This is a genomic window from Phreatobacter sp. GW821-FHT04C01 (assembly GCF_059420385.1).
Genome location: NZ_JBWKTP010000004.1, coordinates 236,735 through 254,312 on the forward strand (window position 1 = coordinate 236,735; position 17,578 = coordinate 254,312).

Annotated in this window: 17 protein-coding genes; 7 read left to right on the top strand and 10 right to left on the bottom strand. The window is 67.3% G+C overall.

Translation table 11 applies throughout. The features are described 5' to 3' along the window. The first annotated feature begins 6 nt into the window (after positions 1-6). The 4 genes from AC07WJ_RS17080 (at position 7) to copM (ending at position 5,703) form a co-directional block, all read left to right on the top strand. Positions 7-1,680 (top strand): efflux RND transporter periplasmic adaptor subunit, encoded by a 1,674-nt coding sequence (locus AC07WJ_RS17080; protein ID WP_494935814.1) that lies wholly within the window; start codon positions 7-9, stop codon positions 1,678-1,680. A 7-nt stretch (positions 1,681-1,687) separates the two neighbouring features. Next, positions 1,688-4,825, top strand: a complete 3,138-nt coding sequence (locus tag AC07WJ_RS17085) for an efflux RND transporter permease subunit (RefSeq protein WP_494935815.1) — start codon at positions 1,688-1,690, stop codon at positions 4,823-4,825. Between the two features lie 73 nt (positions 4,826-4,898). Further along, positions 4,899-5,270: a hypothetical protein gene (locus AC07WJ_RS17090; RefSeq protein ID WP_494935816.1), complete on the top strand. Its 372-nt coding sequence runs from the start codon at positions 4,899-4,901 to the stop codon at positions 5,268-5,270. Between the two features lie 10 nt (positions 5,271-5,280). Then, positions 5,281-5,703 (top strand): CopM family metallochaperone, encoded by a 423-nt coding sequence (gene copM, locus AC07WJ_RS17095; RefSeq protein ID WP_494935817.1) that lies wholly within the window; start codon positions 5,281-5,283, stop codon positions 5,701-5,703. 123 nt (positions 5,704-5,826) lie between these two features. Here the strand turns inward: copM and AC07WJ_RS17100 are convergent, their stop codons facing one another. The 3 genes from AC07WJ_RS17100 to AC07WJ_RS17110 form a co-directional block, all read right to left on the bottom strand. Further along, positions 5,827-6,576 (bottom strand): SDR family NAD(P)-dependent oxidoreductase, encoded by a 750-nt coding sequence (locus AC07WJ_RS17100; protein WP_494935818.1) that lies wholly within the window; start codon positions 6,574-6,576, stop codon positions 5,827-5,829. Next, the gene (locus tag AC07WJ_RS17105) at positions 6,573-7,598 is read right to left on the bottom strand and encodes a ketopantoate reductase family protein (protein ID WP_494935819.1); all 1,026 of its coding nucleotides are present in this window, start codon (positions 7,596-7,598) and stop codon (positions 6,573-6,575) included. Before AC07WJ_RS17105 ends, AC07WJ_RS17100 begins: the two co-directional genes overlap by 4 nt. Positions 7,599-7,997: 399 nt before the next feature. Beyond that, positions 7,998-9,290 (bottom strand): MFS transporter, encoded by a 1,293-nt coding sequence (locus tag AC07WJ_RS17110; RefSeq protein ID WP_494935820.1) that lies wholly within the window; start codon positions 9,288-9,290, stop codon positions 7,998-8,000. Positions 9,291-9,377: 87 nt separating this feature from the next. On the opposite strand from AC07WJ_RS17110, the gene AC07WJ_RS17115 reads away from it, so the two are divergent. Together AC07WJ_RS17115 and AC07WJ_RS17120 are read left to right on the top strand one after the other, a co-directional pair. Then, positions 9,378-10,163 carry an IclR family transcriptional regulator gene (locus AC07WJ_RS17115; protein ID WP_494935821.1) on the top strand — a complete coding sequence of 262 codons (786 nt, stop codon included), beginning with the start codon at positions 9,378-9,380 and terminating at the stop codon, positions 10,161-10,163. 88 nt (positions 10,164-10,251) lie between these two features. Continuing rightward, positions 10,252-10,713 carry a DUF2165 family protein gene (locus AC07WJ_RS17120; RefSeq protein WP_494935822.1) on the top strand — a complete coding sequence of 154 codons (462 nt, stop codon included), beginning with the start codon at positions 10,252-10,254 and terminating at the stop codon, positions 10,711-10,713. 30 nt (positions 10,714-10,743) lie between these two features. Here AC07WJ_RS17120 and AC07WJ_RS17125 read toward each other — a convergent pair whose 3' ends face one another. Then, the gene (locus AC07WJ_RS17125) at positions 10,744-11,358 is read right to left on the bottom strand and encodes a helix-turn-helix transcriptional regulator (protein ID WP_494936246.1); all 615 of its coding nucleotides are present in this window, start codon (positions 11,356-11,358) and stop codon (positions 10,744-10,746) included. A 185-nt stretch (positions 11,359-11,543) separates the two neighbouring features. Between AC07WJ_RS17125 and AC07WJ_RS17130 the strand changes: the two genes are divergently transcribed. Continuing rightward, on the top strand, positions 11,544-12,152 hold the full coding sequence (locus tag AC07WJ_RS17130) for a superoxide dismutase (protein ID WP_494935823.1): 609 nt from the start codon (positions 11,544-11,546) through the stop codon (positions 12,150-12,152). Positions 12,153-12,201: 49 nt separating this feature from the next. On the opposite strand, the gene AC07WJ_RS17135 is transcribed toward AC07WJ_RS17130, so the two are convergent. The 6 genes from AC07WJ_RS17135 to AC07WJ_RS17160 are packed head-to-tail and all read right to left on the bottom strand — an operon-like array spanning position 12,202 to position 17,412. After that, a complete protein-coding gene (locus AC07WJ_RS17135; protein ID WP_494935824.1) occupies positions 12,202-13,089 on the bottom strand; it encodes a polysaccharide deacetylase family protein in 888 nt (295 codons plus the stop codon). After that, positions 13,076-13,897 (bottom strand): ABC transporter substrate-binding protein, encoded by an 822-nt coding sequence (locus AC07WJ_RS17140; protein WP_494935825.1) that lies wholly within the window; start codon positions 13,895-13,897, stop codon positions 13,076-13,078. Before AC07WJ_RS17140 ends, AC07WJ_RS17135 begins: the two co-directional genes overlap by 14 nt. Before the next feature lie 29 nt (positions 13,898-13,926). After that, complete coding sequence (locus AC07WJ_RS17145; RefSeq protein WP_494935826.1) at positions 13,927-14,694, bottom strand: amino acid ABC transporter ATP-binding protein; 768 nt, start codon at positions 14,692-14,694, stop codon at positions 13,927-13,929. 2 nt (positions 14,695-14,696) lie between these two features. Then, a complete protein-coding gene (locus AC07WJ_RS17150) occupies positions 14,697-15,572 on the bottom strand; it encodes an amino acid ABC transporter permease (protein WP_494935827.1) in 876 nt (291 codons plus the stop codon). Then, on the bottom strand, positions 15,569-16,399 hold the full coding sequence (locus AC07WJ_RS17155) for an ABC transporter substrate-binding protein (RefSeq protein ID WP_494935828.1): 831 nt from the start codon (positions 16,397-16,399) through the stop codon (positions 15,569-15,571). Before AC07WJ_RS17155 ends, AC07WJ_RS17150 begins: the two co-directional genes overlap by 4 nt. A 56-nt stretch (positions 16,400-16,455) precedes the next feature. Continuing rightward, positions 16,456-17,412 (bottom strand): N-carbamoyl-D-amino-acid hydrolase, encoded by a 957-nt coding sequence (locus AC07WJ_RS17160; RefSeq protein ID WP_494935829.1) that lies wholly within the window; start codon positions 17,410-17,412, stop codon positions 16,456-16,458. Positions 17,413-17,578 lie beyond the last annotated feature (166 nt).

Here is a 17,578-nt window from a genome sequence, read left to right on the forward strand (position 1 = left end):
CCCCTGATGCGCCTGTCCATAGCCAGCCTGCTGTTGTCTTTCGCCTTGATGGTCGCGCCCGCCGCGGCCCATCCGGGCCATGACGAGGCAGCGCCGCCGCCGCCCGGCGCCCTGGCGCCGCGGGTGGATGCGGTGTCGGCCGCCTTCGAGCTGGTGATCGTCCGGCGCGGCGAGGCGCTCGAACTGACGCTCGACGATTTCCGCACCAACGAGCCGATCACCGAGGCGGAGATCGTCCTCGAAGGGCCGGGTGGCTCGGTCAATGCGGTGAAGGGCAGGGGAGCGCAATCCGAATCCTGGCTGGTGCCGGCGCCTTGGGCGCGCCAGCCGGGCTCGCATGAGCTGTTGTTCACCGTCAGCGCGCGCGGCGAGACCGAGATCATGACGGCGACGCTGGTGATTCCCGAAGCCGGCGGTGACGCGGCGCCGGCGGAGCGGAGCTCCTGGCTGGTTCCGTCCGCCTTCGCCGACGGCCTGCGCGACCGGATCCAGAGCCGCGACGTGTCCCTCTACGCCATTGTCGGCGCCAGCTTCGCCGCCGGTTTCCTGGTCGCCCTGCTGGTGTGGCGGCGGCGATCCGCCGCTGCTGTCGTGCTCCTCGGTATCGGCCTGGCGCTGGCGCCAGCGAGCGATCCGGCACGGGCCGATGGCGCCGGGCACGCTCACGCAGCGGTCGCGGCGGTCGAGCGCGACGTGGCGATCCGCTTGCCCGACGGCGCCGTCTTCGTGCCGAAAACGACCCAGCGCATCCTCGGCGTCAGGACCTTGCTGGTCGAGCCGGCGGATCATGGCCGCTCCGTCGAGCTGCCCGGGCGGGTGATCCCGGACCCGAATTCGGCCGGCAATGTCCAGGCCGCCGTCGCCGGCCGGCTGACGCCGCCGCCGGGCGGCTTTCCCCGCCTCGGCACCCGGGTCCAGGCTGGCGATATCCTGGGTTTCGTGACGCCGCCTCTGACCTCGGCGGAGGCCTCGGACCAGCGCCAGCGCGCCGCCGAGCTCGACCAGCAGATCACGCTCGCCGAAACGCGGCTGGCGCGCTCGATCCAGATGGGATCGGCGGCGCCCCGGGTGCAGGCCGACGAATTGCGCATCGAGATCCAGGGCCTGAAGGAACGCCGGGCGCGGCTCGACCGGTTCCGGCGCGAGCCGGAAACGCTGGTGGCGCCGGTCAGCGGCGTCGTCGCCTCGGCCAATGCGGTGGCCGGCCAGATCGCCGATCCCGCGACCCTGATCTTCCTGATCGTCGACCCCACCCAATTGTGGGTCGAGGCCTTGTCCTTCGACACCTCGCTCGGCGTGCGTGGCGCCACGATGCGCACGGCCGAAGGCCGCAGCGAGACACTGGCCTATCGGGGTTCGGGATTTGCCGATCGCAACCAGGCGATCCCGGTGCATTTCGCGATCGACGGCGAGACCCGGGGACTCCGGCTCGGCCAGTTCGTCACGGTGGCGGCGGAGAGCGGCGACCGGCGCAACGGGCTCGCCGTGCCGCGCGCGGCCGTGCTGCGCGGCCAGAACGGCCAGACCATCCTCTATGTGAAGACCACCGGCGAGCGGTTCGAGCCGCGCGAGGTGCGGGTCGAGCCGCTGGACGGCGAGCGCGTCGTCGTGGTCGCCGGCCTGGCGCCCGAGCAGCGGGTGGTGACCCGCGGCGCCGAACTCCTGAACCAGGTCCGGTAAGCCGGCGATGTTCACATTCCTCGTTACCCAGTCGCTGAAGAACCGGCTCTTCGTGCTCGCCTTCGCGGCGGTGATCATCCTGTTCGGCGCGCTGAACGTCACGCGCCTGCCGGTCGACGTATTTCCCGACCTCAACCGGCCGACCGTCACCATCATGACCGAGGCCGAGGGGCTGGCCCCGCCCGAGGTCGAACAGCTCGTCTCGTTCCCGATCGAGACCCAGATGAACGGCCTGCCCGGGGTCACCCGGGTGCGCTCGGTCTCCGGCGTCGGCCTGTCGATCATCTATGTCGAATTCGACTGGAACACCGAGATCTTCCGCAACCGGCAACTGGTCAACGAACGGCTGACGCTGGTGCGTGACCAGCTGCCGCCCACCGCGCGGCCCCAGATGGGCCCGATCAATTCGATCATGGGCCAGGTGCTGCTGGTCGGGCTGACGGCGGAGACGACCTCGCCGATGGAATTGCGCGAGATCGCCGACTGGGTGATGCGCCCGAGGCTCCTGACCATCCCGGGCGTCGCCCAGGTGATCCCGATGGGCGGCGAGGTGCGCCAGTTCCGCGTCGCGCCGAACCCGGCCGCCATGCGCGCCACGGGCGTGACCCAGGCCCAGCTCGAAACCGCGCTCGCCCAGTTCGGCGTCAACAGCGGCGGCGGCTTCACCGACCAATATGCCCGGGAATTCCTGATCCGGAACATCGGCCGCACCGCCAGCCTCGACGACCTGCGCCAGGTGGTCATCGCCACCGTCGCCGGCCAGCCGGTCTATGTGCACCAGGTGGCGGAGGTGTCGTTCGGCGCGCGTCAGAAGCGCGGCGATGTCGGCTTCATGGGCCGGCCGGCGGTCAGCCTGTCGATCGAGAAGCAACCGGGCGCGGACACGATCAAGCTGACCCGCGAGATCGAGCTGGCGCTGAAGGAGATCGGCGCCAACCTGCCGCGCGACGTGAAGGCCGACCATATCCTGTTCCGCCAGGCCGATTTCATCGAGACCTCGATCGCCAATCTCAAGAAGGTGCTGGGCGAGGCGATCATCGTGGTGGCGATCATCCTGTTTGCCTTCCTGCTGAACGTCCGCACCACGCTGATCTCGCTGACCGCCATTCCGGTGTCGCTGCTGGCAACCGCGATCATCTTCCATTTCGCGGGATTGTCGATCAACACGATGACATTGGGCGGGCTCGCCATCGCCATTGGCGAACTGGTCGACGACGCGGTGGTCGATGTCGAGAACATCTTCCGGCGGCTGCGCGAGAACCGCGAAAAGGGCAATCCGCGCTCGGTGTTCCAGGTGGTGGTGGCGGCCTCCAACGAGGTCCGCTCCGGCATCGTCTATGCCACAGCCATCATCGTCCTGGTCTTCGTGCCGCTATTCGCCCTGTCCGGTATCGAGGGGCGGCTGTTTGCACCGCTGGGCGTCGCCTATATCGTCTCGATCCTGGCGAGCCTCGTCGTGTCGATCACGCTGACCCCGGTCATGGCCTATTGGCTGCTGCCCGGCATGAAGCGGCTCGATCATAAGGAGAGCGGGCTGATCCGCGTGCTGAAGGGCGTCAATCGCCGCGCGCTCCTGTGGTTCTTCGACCGGCCGCGCCGGCTCCTGGCGACCGTGGTGCTGGCGGTGCTCCTCGCCGGCTTCGCCGCGACGCAATTGCCGCGCGCCTTCCTGCCGCCGTTCAACGAGGGCACCTTCACCATCACGATGCAGTTCAATCCGGGCATTTCGCTGGCCGAAAGCAGCCGGATCGGGCTGGTCGCGGAGCGCCTGCTGATCGACGTGCCGGAGGTCAAGACCGTCGGACGCCGCACCGGCCGGGCCGAACTCGACGAACATGCCGAGGGTGTTCATGTCTCCGACCTCGAGGTGGCGCTGAAGCCGGGCGGCCGGCCGAAGCCGGAGATCGTCGCCGACATCCGGCAGCGGCTCGCCGTGCTGCCGGTGACCACCAATGTCGGCCAGCCGATCTCGCACCGGCTGGACCACATGCTGTCGGGCGTGCGCGCCCAGATCGCGCTGAAGATCTTCGGCGAGGATCTCGATACGCTGCGCGCCGTCGGCGAGGAGTTCCGCGCCAAGCTCGCCCGCATCGAAGGCCTGGTCGATCTGCAGGTCGAGAAGCAGGTGCGCATCCCGCAGCTCGAGATCGTCGTCGACCATCAGCGCGCGGCCCTTTACGGCGTGCAGCCCTCGGCGGTCACCGAACAGCTCGAGCGCCTGTCCAACGGCCGGGTCGTCTCGCGCATCGTCGACGGCATCAGGCGCTTCGACGTGGTGGTGCGGCTGGCCGACCAGGTGCGCACCACCCAGGGGCTCGGCGACCTCTTGATCGAGACGCCGGTCGGCTGGGTGCCGGTGCGCCAGATCGCCACCGTCACCGAGACCGACGGCCCGAACCAGATCCTGCGCGAGAACGGCAAGCGGCGCGTCGTGGTGCTGGCCAATTCCGACGGCGTCGCCGACATGGCGCGGCTGATCGCCGATATCCGCAAGGAAATCGCCGCGACCAGCCTGCCGCCGGGCTTCTTCGTCAGCCTGGAGGGCGCGTTCCAGGCCCAGGAGGAGGCGAGCCGGACCATTGGCCTGCTGTCGCTCCTGTCGCTCGGCCTGATCTTCGCCATCCTCTATTCGCGCTACCGCTCGACCGTGCTGGCGCTGATCATCATGGGCTCGATCCCGCTGGCGCTGATCGGTTCGGTGGCGGCCTTGTGGATCGCCGGCCAGCCGATGTCGGTCGCCTCCATGGTCGGCTTCATCACGCTGACCGGCATCGCCACCCGCAACGGTATCCTGAAGATCAGCCACACGGTCAACCTGGCGCTGCACGAAGGCATGAGCTTCGGCCGCGACCTGGTGGTGCGCGGCAGCCTGGAACGGCTGACGCCGGTGCTGATGACAGCGCTGTCGGCCGGCGTCGCGCTGGTGCCGCTGATGGTCGATCCGCTGGCGCCGGGCAAGGAGATCCTGCACCCGGTGGCCGTGACCATCTTCGGCGGCCTGGTGACGGCGACCTTGCTCGACACCATCGTCACGCCGGTGCTGTTCCTGCTGTTCGGGCGCAAACCCCTGGAGCGGCTGATGTCGCTCCATTCCTCATCCGACGAAACCGCGGAGCCCGCCGGTGCCAAGGCCGAGACGTTCTGACCCACCGAGATCTTCCGACCTGCCGCCGTTCCGGCCGCCCCGCATCCATCCGACCCCCGAAGGAGACCATCCGATGAAGCGACTGCTGTTCCTCGCGCTCGCCGCGGCGCTGAGCGCCACGCCCGTTCTCGCCCACGAGCCCCATGCCGGACCGAACGGCGGCACGGTCTACGAGATGGCCGATACCTATCATGTCGAGCTGGTCGCCAAGGGCACGACGCTCGACCTCTATCTGACCGACCATGACGACAAGGTGGTCGCCGCCGCCGGTTTCCAGGGCGTCGCGATCCTGGTGGTCGACGGCAAGTCGGTACGCGTGACGCTGGCGCCGGTTTCCGCCAACCGGCTGACCGGCACCTCCAGCGTCGCGCTGCCGCAGCGGCCGCGCGGCGCCGTCCAGCTCACCCCGCCGGGCCGGCGGATGATCCAGGCCCAGGTCCGCTAGGAAAAACGGCATGACCCGATCGAAGATCATCGGCGCGCTGGCGCTGGCTTTCGTCATCGGTGCCGCCGGCGCCGGTTTCGCCCAGCAGGGCGGCTCCATGGGTGGTGGTCCGATGGGCCACGGTTCCATGGGCGGCCACCAGGGGCACGGCCAGCCGACCGGGACGGCGCCGGCCTCGCCCTCGACCAGGGCTTTCGAGGCGGTCAATGAGCGCATGCACCAGGGCATGGCGGTCCGCTACAGCGGCAATGCCGATCGCGACTTCGTCGCCGGCATGATCCCGCACCACCAGGGCGCCATCGATATGGCCAAGGTCGTGCTGCAATATGGCCGCGACCCCGAGGTCCGCAAGCTCGCCGAAGAGGTGATCAGGGCCCAGGAAGCCGAGATCGCCCAGATGCGGGTGATGCTGCAGCGGCTGGGCAGTCAGTGAGGCGGCGAATGGCGAGTGGCGAATAGCGAATAGCGAATAGGGAAATGCCGCCTGCTCAAAAAGGACCGCGCGAACCCTCGCCTGCGTCTTCGCGGGCGAGGGTTTACGCGCATCGGACGACGGTCAATGAAAAACCCGTCCGCCGTCGACGACCAGCGTCGAGCCTGTGGCGAATGCTGAGGCCGTGCTGGTCAGGAACAGCGCCGCGCTGGCGATGTCGTCGGGCTGGCCGATACGCTGGAGTGCTGCCCGCGTGCGAACCATCTCCTGCATGCCCGAGGGATCGCCGGCAGCCTCGAAGCCGGCCCGCAGCATGGGGGTGTCGATGGCTCCGGGGCAAACGACATTGACCCGGATGTTGCGGGGCGCGAGTTCCAGGGCGAGAGCCTTGGAGAACATGATGAGGCCGGCCTTGGACGCGCAATAGGCCGTCCGCTGGGTCAGCGGTTGCAGGCCGGCACCCGAGGCGAGATTGACGATGGTGGCCCCGGGGCTGCGCGCCAGCGCATCGACGGCCGCATGGCAGACCGACATCGTGCCGGTCAGGTTGATCGCGATGACCCGGTGCCATTCGGCCGGCGTCATGGCGGCGAAGTCCCGGATGAGGTCGACGCCGGCGGCGTTGACGACGCCGTCGAGCCCGCCGAGCGTCTCGATCGCCTGCCCGATCGTCCGCGCGACCGCGTCATGATCGGCGACATCGCAGCGCAGGGCGACCGCGCCGGGAATGGCCCGTGCGAGTTCCGCCAGCGCGTCGCCATTGACATCCAGCAGCGCCAGCCTGGCACCGGCCGCGGCGAAGCGCAGGGCGATCGCCCGGCCGATGCCCGAGGCCGCCCCGCTGATGAGGATCGTGCGTCCTTCGAGCGTCATGACGGCCTCGCCGACGCGAGGAGTTCGTCGACCAGCGCCGGTCCCTGCGCCGCCATGCCCTGCTCGAGCCGGTCGATCAGCGCGACCAGCTTGCGGCTGATCGGGACGGCCAGGCCATGCCTGGCCGCGATATCGAGGACCGGGGCGAGCTGCGCGCCCGCGTCGGTCTTCAGCTTGAGCACGGCGATGTCGCGCCAGGGACTGCTATAGGGCTTGTCGGAGGCGCCCCAGAACGCCGCGATCCGTTCCAGGCACGCGTGGGCCGGCGCATCATCGGCAACCAGGAAGGCCTCCGGGTCGAAGCCGTCGAAGCCGAGCGGCGTCACGCCTTCCGCCCGGGCGACGGCCAGAAGCTCGCGCACCAGCTGCAGGTTGAGCCCGCGAAGCCGCGGATCCCGGATGAAATCGGCGATCGTCTGATCGCTCAGCGCCTCGGCCTTCAGCAGGGCCGAATAGGCGGTCTTGCCCCAGAGATAGCCCCAGATATTGCCGGTGAGCACGGCCTTGGGCTCGAACATCGCGAGGATCGCGTGGATCTCCCGCGTCCGCGCCCGCACGCTGCCATCGATCTCGCCGACGACGACCGCGGCGCGCGTGCCGAAGCGCAGCTTGCCCGGCTCCAGGACATCGGCGCCGAAATTGATGAAGGAGCCGACGGTTCGCCCGGCGCCGACGATCTTGGCGATCATCCTTTCGCAAAGCCCGTTCTGCAGGGAGACCACGGCGCCGTCGGCGGCGAGAAGCGGCTCGATCTGCCGCGTGGCAGGCTCGGTGTGATGCGCCTTCACCGCCAGGAAGACTAGGCCGAGCGGGCCTTGCACCTCGTCCGGGCGGAGCGCTTCGATGCGCACCGTGAAATCGCCTTCGCGGCCGGTGATGGTCAGGCCGTGCCGGTTGATGGCGTCGATATGGGCGCCGTTGGCATCGACCACCCGGACAGCTCGCCCCTTGGCGGCAAGATGGGCGGCGATCGTTCCGCCAATGGCTCCCGCGCCCCAGAAGACGATGGGCTGGCTGGTCATGGATCGATCCTTCGTGTCTGGCGGGCGTCGCCTCGACCCGGCTTGCCGGGTCGGCCCCGTTGGCTTAGCGCCGAGCCGCGCAGCGCGGCCCGGTGGTTTTCGCTGGTCACGACGTCCGGGTGACCAGGCGAGGGGAGTGTTGCGGATCTCGCGCCGCGGCACAGTGATTTTTGACCGATTGATCTTGGTACGAACAAGTCGTGGATGCCCGGGACAAGCCCGGGCAAGACGAAGTGGGGCGAGCAAGAGGACGTGGTGCCAGGTCGCCCTTGCCCTGCTTTCTCCGTCCTGGCCGGGCTTGTCCCGGCCATCCACGAATTCAGCCCAATTGCACAAAGAACCCCGGAAAACGTCGCGGTTCCTATCCAGTCAAATCGTCATGATCACTGCGACGCGGCCCTATCGCAGGGCCGCGCCGGCGGTTTCCTTGAGCCGGATCACCACGAACAGCGAGATCAGCGCCGCGGGGGCCAGGTAGAAGTAGGTCGGGGAGACGGGCGAGCCGGTCGTGGCGATCAGCCAGGTTGCGACGAACGGCGCGAAACCACCGAACACGGCGACGGCCAGCGTATATCCCGCCGACATCCAGGTGGACCTGAGATGGGTCGGGAAGATCTCCGAAATGGCCGCCGGACCGGGGCCCGAATAGAGGGCCAGCAGGACGCCGAACAGGATCTGGATCGGCAGGACCACGGAAAGTCCGCCGCCCTTGGCCATCAGCGAGAACAGCGGCCAGGCCAGGACGCCGATGCTCAAGGCACTGGCGATCAGCAGCGGACGGCGGCCGATCCGGTCGGAGACCGCGCCCCAGACCGGCACGGCGATGACCATGGCGATGAGGCCGATCGTATTCGACCACAGCGCCTCGGACGGGGTGAGGCCGGCAAACCGCTGGGTGAAGCTCGGCATCCAGGCCAGCAGCGTGTAATAGGCGATCGTCCAGAAAATGGTGAAGCCGAAGGCCAGCGCGCCCAGCGGCGCGCCGGAAACGACCGGCTCTCCGGCGGCGGCGTCACGGCTGGCCTCGAAGGACGGCGTTTCCTCGACATTCCGGCGCATGTAGACGCCGACCACGAGCAGGATGGCGCCGAACAGGAAGGGCAGGCGCCAGCCCCAGTCGAGCATCGCGGCCGCGCTCAGCGACGAGGTGAGGATGGCGGCGGTCGCCGAACCCAGCAGCGAGCCGCCGGCCGTGCTGACCTGCTGGAAGCTGCCGAAGAAGCCACGCCGTTTCGGCGGCGACCATTCGATGATGAAGGCGGTCGAGGTGCCCCATTCGCCACCCGCGGCAATGCCCTGGACGATGCGCAGGGCGACCAGCAGGATCGGCGCCCAGATGCCGATGGTTTCGTAGGAGGGCAGGAGGCCGATGCCGATCGTGCCGAGCGCCATCATGAAAATGGTCAGCACCAGGGCCGTCTTGCGCCCCTTCGTGTCGCCCAGGCGTCCGATCACGATGCCGCCCAGGGGGCGCGCCAGGAAACCCACGCCATAGGCCGCGAAGGCCGCCAGCAGCGAGGCGGTCGGATCCGTGCCGGGGAAGAATTTCGCGGCGATCATGGTCGCCAGATAGGCGTAGACGCCGAAGTCGTACCACTCGAGCAGATTGCCGATGGACGCCGCCCATATGGCCTTCCGCGCCTTGCCGTTGAGTTTGCTGTCCTCGCCCGAAGCGAGAGAACCGGCCGTCATGATGTGCCCCCTGGGATGTCCGAGGTATTGCATTGCAATACGAAATAGTGCAGAAAAATACGCTAGGGGCCGAGGAGGGAAACGTCAATGTCGCAGGCGGCTGGAGCGGTGCGTGCCAATCCGTTGTTCGTGAATTCCGTCGCGAAATGCATGACGGTGCTGCGCGCGTTCACCGGCCCGGGCCGGTTCCTGAGCCTGCTGGAGATCGCCAACCGGGCCGGGCTGGACAAGAGCACGGCGCAGCGCATGGTGCACACGCTGCACCAACTCGGTTATCTCGAAAAATGCCCGGACACGCGCCGCTATGGCCTGGGCAGCGCGATGCTGGATTTCTCGTTCCAGTTCATTCGCACGCACCCGCTGGTCGAGGTCGCGACCCCGCACCTGATCGAACTCCGGCGGGCCTGCGACGAGCGCGTCGACATGAGCCTGTTCGACGGTGCGACGCTTGTCTATGTCATCCGGCTGCAGAGCCGGCGGGCCAAATATTACACAACCGTCGTCGGCCGCAGGATGCCGGTGTTCTGCACGGCGGGCGGCCGGGCCATGCTGGCGCAGCTGCCGCGCGACGAGGCCCTGGCCATTGTCGAGGGCAGTTCGCGCGAGCCGCGCACCAGGCACACGATCACCGACGTGGCGACGATCATGGCGAAAGTCGATCAGGCCCGCCGCGACGGCTATTCGGTGGCGGTCGAGGAGGCGGTCGCCGGTGAAATCACCATCGGCGCGGCGCTGGTCGACGCCGGCGGCGCGCCGGTGGGGGCGATCCATATCGCCGCGGCCACCGCGAGCTGGAGCCCCGACGCGCTGGTCGAGCGCATGCTGCCGAAACTGCAGGAGACATTGCGGGCGCTGAACCCGGGAGCCGTCTGAGGGCGAGGCCCCTCCCGGCGGATTGCGTCCCGGGACGGCCAGGTCTATTTAGCAAGTTTATTCTTGTTAAAAAGATCAGGCAGCAGATATGACACTCGTTCTCGCCCAGGCCATCGCGGCTTTCGGCTTCGCCCTCTGGTCGACACTCGCTTTCGTCAACAATGTCAGCGACTTCAAAGGAGCGGCTCACGCGGTTGGCGTGACCATGAGCATGCAGCTCCTCGATCAGCAGCCAGCGATGCCGACGCCCTTGCGCCGCCGGGCCCTGCCGAATCCCGCCCTGGCCAGGATCGCGCTGGTGCTCATCGCGTTCTGGCAAATGACGACCGCGATCCTGTTCTGGCTGAGCGGTGCCCAGTTTCTGTTCGGCCAGGTGACCCTTGCCAAGGGATCGGCGACGCTGGCTCTGAGCGCTCTTTCCGCCCTGTGCTTCGGCTTCCTGCTCGGCGGCATGTGGTTTGCCTCTTGGATACGGCAGGAGGCGCTGCAACTGACACATATCGGCCTGCTCATCGCTTCGATCGCGGCGACGGTGCTCATGCAGATCTAGTGTCGGGCCCGGAACCGGTCGTGCTCGCCGTCAGCGCGCGGCTGCCGCTTCCGGGACGATCGAATAGGCGCATCGGCGCGAGCCGGCCAGGATGTGCTCCAGCCGCTCGATCCGCACGCCCGGTCCCAGGACATTCCTGAACAGGTCGATCTCGGCGCGGCAGAAGCCCTGGCAGGCCGCGGCCGCGGCGCAGATCGGGCAATGGTTTTCGATCAGCAGCAGCGTTCCCTCGGGCGTTTCCTGCCAGTCGGCCATATAGCCCTCGGCCGAGCGGATCTGCGCGAGACGCTCGACGCGATCGCGCAAAGTCGCGACGCCGCTCATCGCAGCCTGATAGGTCCTGCGGGTGTCCTGTTCCCGGGCGGCGATGATCGTCTCGATGGCCTGCTCGCCGAGCGCGGCACGCATGGTCTGCAGCAACTGAACGGTCAGCTCGGCGTGGGTGTCGGGGAACTGGCTGTTTCCCGTTGGCGTAAGCTCCCAGAACTGGGCCGGCCGGCCGACGCCGCGCACCTCGGATCGTGCTGCCACCAAGCCGTCCTCCGCCAGGCGCACGAGTTGCTGGCGCGCGGCTTCGCCGGTGATCGACAGGCGCTTGCCGAGTGCCGCCGCGGTCTGGGCGCCGTGCATCTTCAGCACCATCATGATCCGCTGCCCCGGCGAGCGGAGGGCGTGATCGGAGGTGTTCAACAAAGCGTTCCTCGACATATCACTTGCGGCCCATTTAAAAAGTACTAGCTTGGAAAATAGGCCGCGCCCATCGCGAGCGCAAGCCGGGACGCCCAGCGCCGCCACGGGCGGTGCGGGCAAGCTTAACACAGGAGGCCATCATGGCTTTTGAACTGCCTTCACTGCCCTATGCGACCGATGCACTGGCCGATCTCGGCATGAGCGCCGAGACGCTGGAGTTTCACCACGGCAAGCACCATCAGGCCTATGTCACGGCGCTCAACGGTTTCGTCGACAAGAACGATGCGCTGAAGGGCAAATCGCTCGACGAGATCGTGCTGCTGTCCAACGGCAAGGCCGATCTGGCGCCGGTGTTCAACAATGCCGGCCAGCACTGGAACCATATCCTGTTCTGGCAGGCCTTGTCGCCGAAGGGCGGCCGGCTGCCGCCGGCGCTCGAAGCCAAGCTCACCGCGGATTTCGGCAGCGTCGCGGCTTTCAAGGAGGCGTTCAAGACGCAGGCGACCGGCCAGTTCGGTTCCGGCTGGGCCTGGCTGGTGCTGGCCAAGGACGGCCGGCTGAAGGTCACCAAGACGGCCAACGGCTCCAATCCGCTGGCATCAGGCGAAGGCAAGGCGCTGCTGGGCCTCGATGTCTGGGAACACAGCTATTACATCGACTTCCGCAACCGCCGGCCGGATTACGTGACGAATTTCCTCGACCGGCTGGCCAATTACGAATTCGCCGAAGCGCAGCTGAAGGCGGCTTGACGGACCGTATCAACCCTCTCCCGCGAAGGCGCGGGAGAGGGCTTGCGCGTCAACCCTTCGCCGCCGCCTCGCATTTCGCATAATGCGCGGCGATCTGTTCGCCGGTGGTGATCCAGACGTCCTTGTGATCGAGCGCATAGGTCAGGAAGTCGCGCAGGAGGCGCAGCCGCATCGGCCGGCCGCTGACCTGGGGGTGCAGCACGGTGGTGACCATGGCGCCCCAGTCTCTGACCTCGTCGAGTTCGTCCTTCCACATGGACAGGACATGTTCCTTGGGGAACACCGAGCGCGGCGAGAAGCGGGCGCTCAGGCCATGCATCCAGTCGTCATAGCTGGACGTCGGCGGCAATTCGATCACGCCGGGCGACCCATCGGGCAGGACCTGCCGGTAGGGCCGGACATCGTCGCGCCAGGACGACGAATAGAGGATGCCGCGCTGCTTCAGGCTGACGCGCAGCTCGTCGCAGCTCTCGCCGAAGGGCGCGCGATAGCCGACCGGCACCACGCCGAGCCGGCGCTTGAGGGTTTCGAAACCGCGGTCGAGCTCATCCTGGATATAGGGATCGCCGGGATCCGGCAGCAGGTGGTGATAGCCGTGATGGCCGATCTCGTGGCCGGCCTTCAGGATGGCTTCGGCCATGGCGGGATGGGCGTCGACCGCCCAGCCGGTGATGAAGAAGGTCGCCTTCAGGCCGAGCTGGTCGAGCAGTTCCAACAGCTTGGGCGTGCCGACGCGCGCCTCGAAGCCGCCGAAGGACATGGTGACGAGCCGCTCGGCATGGGCCGGATCCTTGGAGGTCCAGGCGCTCTCGGCATCGACGTCGAAGGACAGGAACATCGCCGCGCGATGGCCGTTCGGCCAGGGAAATTCAGGCGCCGGCGGCGCCATATTCGCTGGCCTGGTCGGGATCACGTCCCATTTTTCATTGCCCGGCATTGATCGTCACCCTTTCGATGGCATTGGCGGAGAGCTTCCATTTGTCGAGAAGCCTCCGATAGGTTCCGTCCGCGACCAGCTCGGTCAGCGCCCCGGCCAGGGCCTGCTGCAATTCGGTCGCGTCCTTGGCCGTGGCGATACCCATCAGCTGGGTGGCGATCGGTTCGCCGACGGGATGGTAGGTATTGGGTTCAAGCCCCATGATATAGGGCAGGGTCTCGTTGCCCTGCATGGCGGCGTCGATGCGGCCCTGGCGCAACTGCGTGCGCGCATCGGCCGAGCCTTCGGTGCCGACGAAGGTGATCGCCGGCTTGCCGGCGGCCGCGCACTGGGTCTCGCTCCAGCGGGAGATCTCGCGCGGATAGGAGGTCCGCCGGCTGGCGCCGACCGTCTTGCCGCAGAGCGACAGCATGTCGGGGAATTCGGCGGCACGCGCCGCGCGGACGAAGAATTGCGGGCCCGAGCGCAGGTAATTGACGAAGCTCGCGGTGTCGCGCCGGCTCGGCAGGTCGCTCATGCCGGAGAGGACGATGTCGACCCGGCCGGTGGCGATGGCCGGGATCATCTGCTCGAAGCTCGTTTCCTGCCACTGCATGCGCACGCCGAGCTTGGCGGCGATGGCCGCGCCCAGCTCGACGTCGAAGCCGGTCAGTTCGCTGGTCGCCGGATCCTTCAGATCGAGCGGCGGATAGTTCGGCACGATGGCGGCGATGATCGTGCCGCGCGCCTTGATGGCGGCCGGCAGCTCGGCGGCCTGGGCCGAGCCCATCAGGCCGAGCAGGCAGGCCGCGAAAGCCCATTTCTTCATGTCGGAACCCCTCTTTGTTGTTGCAGCTTCTACGCAAGAACCGCCGACAGGAAGGCCCGGGTCCGCTCTTCCCGGGGAGAGCCCAGGACCTCTTTGGCGGGCCCCTGTTCGACGATGGCGCCGTGGTCCATGTACACCACACGGTCGGCGACCTCGCGGGCAAAGCCCAGCTCATGGGTGACGACGATCATGGTCATGCCGCTCCGCGCCAATTCCTGCATGACCGTGAGAACCTCGCCGACCAGTTCGGGGTCGAGCGCCGAGGTCGGCTCGTCGAACAGCATCAGCTTCGGTTGCATGGCGAGCGCGCGGGCGATCGCAACGCGCTGCTGCTGGCCGCCGGAGAGATTGGCGGGGAAGGAACCTTCCTTGGACGCCAGGCCGACGCGGTCGAGCAGCACCCGTGCCTCGCGGGTCGCCTCGGCCTTGTCGCGCTTCAGCACCTGCACCGGACCTTCGATGATGTTCTCGAGCGCGGTCATGTGCGGAAACAGGTTGAAGCGCTGGAACACCATGCCGGTCTTCAGCCGCTGGCGGGCGATCTCGACCTCAGTCAGCGGATAGAGCTTGTCGTCGACCCGGCGGTAGCCGACCAGGTCGCCGTCGACCCAGATGGCGCCGGCATCGATCTCGACCAGCTGGTTGATGCAGCGCAGAAGCGTGGTCTTGCCCGAGCCGGAGGCGCCGATGATGCACAGCACCTCGCCCTGGGTGACGTCGAGCGAGACGTTGTTGAGCGCCTGGAACGTGCCGAAATGCTTGGCGACGGAGCGAATGGAGACGAGCGGCGCGGTCATGGTCAGCGCCCTTTCGCCGCGCCGCGCGCGAAATATTTCTCGAGCAGCATCTGCAGCGGCGTCAGCACCGAGACGATCACCAGGTACCAGATGGCGGCGACGATCAGGAGCTCGATGACGCGCGAATTGGCATAATAGATGTTCTGGGCGTTGTGCAGCACCTCGGAATATTGAATGACGCTGGCGAGCGAGGTCAGCTTGATCATGCCGATGAACTCGTTGCCGAGCGGCGGAATGACCACTCTCATGGCCTGCGGCAGGATGATCCGCTTCAGCGACAGGAGCCGGGTCATGCCGATCGACTGGGCCGCCTCGTATTGGCCGTGGTCGACCGAGATCAGGCCGGCGCGCACCACTTCCGAGGTATAGGCGCCCTGGTTGATGCCGAGCCCGAGCAGGGCCGCGACGAAGGGTGTCATGATGTCGACGGTACGGGCGCTGAACAGGCCGGGAATGCCCATGGTCGGAAAGATCAGCGCCAGGTTGAACCAGAGCAGCAATTGCAGGATCACCGGCGTGCCGCGGAAGAACCAGGCGTAACCCAGCGCCACCGAGCGCAGCACCGGATTGGGCGACATGCGCATGATGGCGACGAGCACGCCGAGCACGATGCCGAGCCCCATGGCGAGGATCGACATGGTGATGGTGTTGACCACGCCCGAGAGAATGGACGGCACGGTCAGGAAACGGCCGACATAGGCCCATTCGATCTGGCCGCGGGCGAAGGCAAGGCCGATCCAGGCGAGCACGGCGACGATGGCCGTGGCCGCCAGCCAGCGGCCCCAATGGGTGCGCCTGACGATCTTCAGCCCGGCAATATCGGGAAACGGGTCGCCGGCGGCGGATGTGCCGAGGCTTTGGGTCGATGCGAGCGTCATCGGGCTTCCCCATTGATGATCAGGCCGGGAACCGCATTGCCGGGCAGGTTCCATTTGGCCAGGATCTGCTGATAGGTGCCATCCCTGATGAGCGCGACAAGGGCCTCGGCGACGGCGTCGCGAAAGGCCGTGTCGGCCTTCTTGAAGGCGATGCCCTGGTAGTTGACGGTGAACGAACCGCCCACCGTCTTGAAGGCGCCGGGGTCGAGCGACATCGTATAGGGCACGGTCTCGCTGCCCTGGACCGCGGCGTCGATGCGGCTCTGCTTCAGCTGGGCGCGCGCATCCGCCGTGCTTTCGGCCGGCACGACCACGATCGCCGGCTTGCCCCTGGCTTCGCAGTTCTCCGCGCTCCAGCGACGGATCTGGTCGGGAAACGAGGTCGAGCGGCTGGTGCCGACCCGCTTGCCGCAGAGGTCCTCAGGCGTCGCGAAGGGCGCGGCGGCGAGCGTGTAGAACTGCGCGCCCGACTTCAGGTAGTCGATGAAGTCCATGGTCTCGCGGCGTGCCGGCAGGTCGCTGAGGCCGGACAGGATGAGATCGGCGCGGCCGGTCTGCAGGCCGGGAATGAGCTGCTCGAAGGCGCTCTCCGACCATTCGATGCGCACGCCGAGTTTGGCCGCCAGCGCCTCGCCGAGATCGATGTCGAGCCCGACCAGCTTATTGGTGGCGGGGTCGCGATATTCCATTGGCGGATAGATGGCGTTGACGGATATGCGAATGATGCCGGATTGCCTGACCTGGGCCGGCAGTTCGCCGGCCTGAAGTCCGCCCGCCGCGATCATCAGGCCCGCCGCGGCGAAACCTGCAACAACATGCCTGATCATCTGTACTCCCCTCCAGATGCGGCGGCCGGCAAGCGGCGCCTTTTGAAGCTTTGAGGCTAGGCGGCCGTCTCCCGGTCCGGCTCGATCACGCCGACCTGGCCGGTGATCGGGCCGTACCATTGCGGCCGCCGATGGGCCTCGAAATTGAACATCTTGGACTTGCCCTGGCGGCAGAGATCGAAGTCGCAATCGGCGATGATGATCTCGTCGGCGAGGGTTGCCGCCTCGGCGACGATGACGCCGTTGGGATCGACGATGCAGGAGCCGCCGATCAGGCCGGCGCCGTCCTCATTGCCGGCCTTGGCCACCGCGACCGCCCAGGTGGCGTTCATATAGGCGTTGGACTGCACCGCCAGCTTGGCGTGGAAGGTGCGCAGCGCCGCGTCCTCGCGGTCGCCGCCATTGGGGTCATAGGCCGCCGAATTATAGCCGACGCAGACCAGTTCCGCGCCCTGCAGGCCGAGCACGCGCCAGGCTTCCGGCCAGCGCCGGTCGTTGCAGATCAGCATGCCGGTAATGGCGCCGGCCCAGGCTTCGGGCGCGCGCACTGCCGGGAAACCGAGGTCGCCATATTCGAAATAGCGCTTTTCCAGCTGCTGGTATTTTTCGCCGGCGCGCGGCTCGACCGAGCCGGGCAGGTGGATCTTTCGGTATTTCGAGATGATGCGGCCGTCCGGCCCGACCAGGATGGAGCTGTTGAAATGGTGACCGTCCTCGGTCAGCTCGGCATAGCCGACATAAAAGCCGATATTCAGCTCGCGCGCCCGGTCGAACAGCGGCTGAACCGCGGGGTTCGGCATGGCGGGCTCGAAATAGGTGGCGAGCTCATTGGCCTCCATGAGCCAGCGCGGGAAGAAGGTGGTGAAGGCAAGCTCCGGAAACACCACCAGCCCGGCGCCCTTGGCGGCCGCCTGCTCGAGCAGTGCGATCAGACGGGCGAGCGTCTCGGCCCGGCTGTCATCCCGCTGGGTGGGACCCATTTGCGCACCAGCGACGCGAAGACTGCGCGACATCGTCTTGCCTTCTCTCAGCTCATGAAGCGGGCGGTTCGAAGCTCGATCCGATCGAACGCGAACCCGCCGGACGACGAAACTGTGACATTGGGATGGCGGTGCAACAATAGGCCGGACTATGATATTTCGGCCTCGTCTATTTGCTGGAATGATAGTGAGGATATCG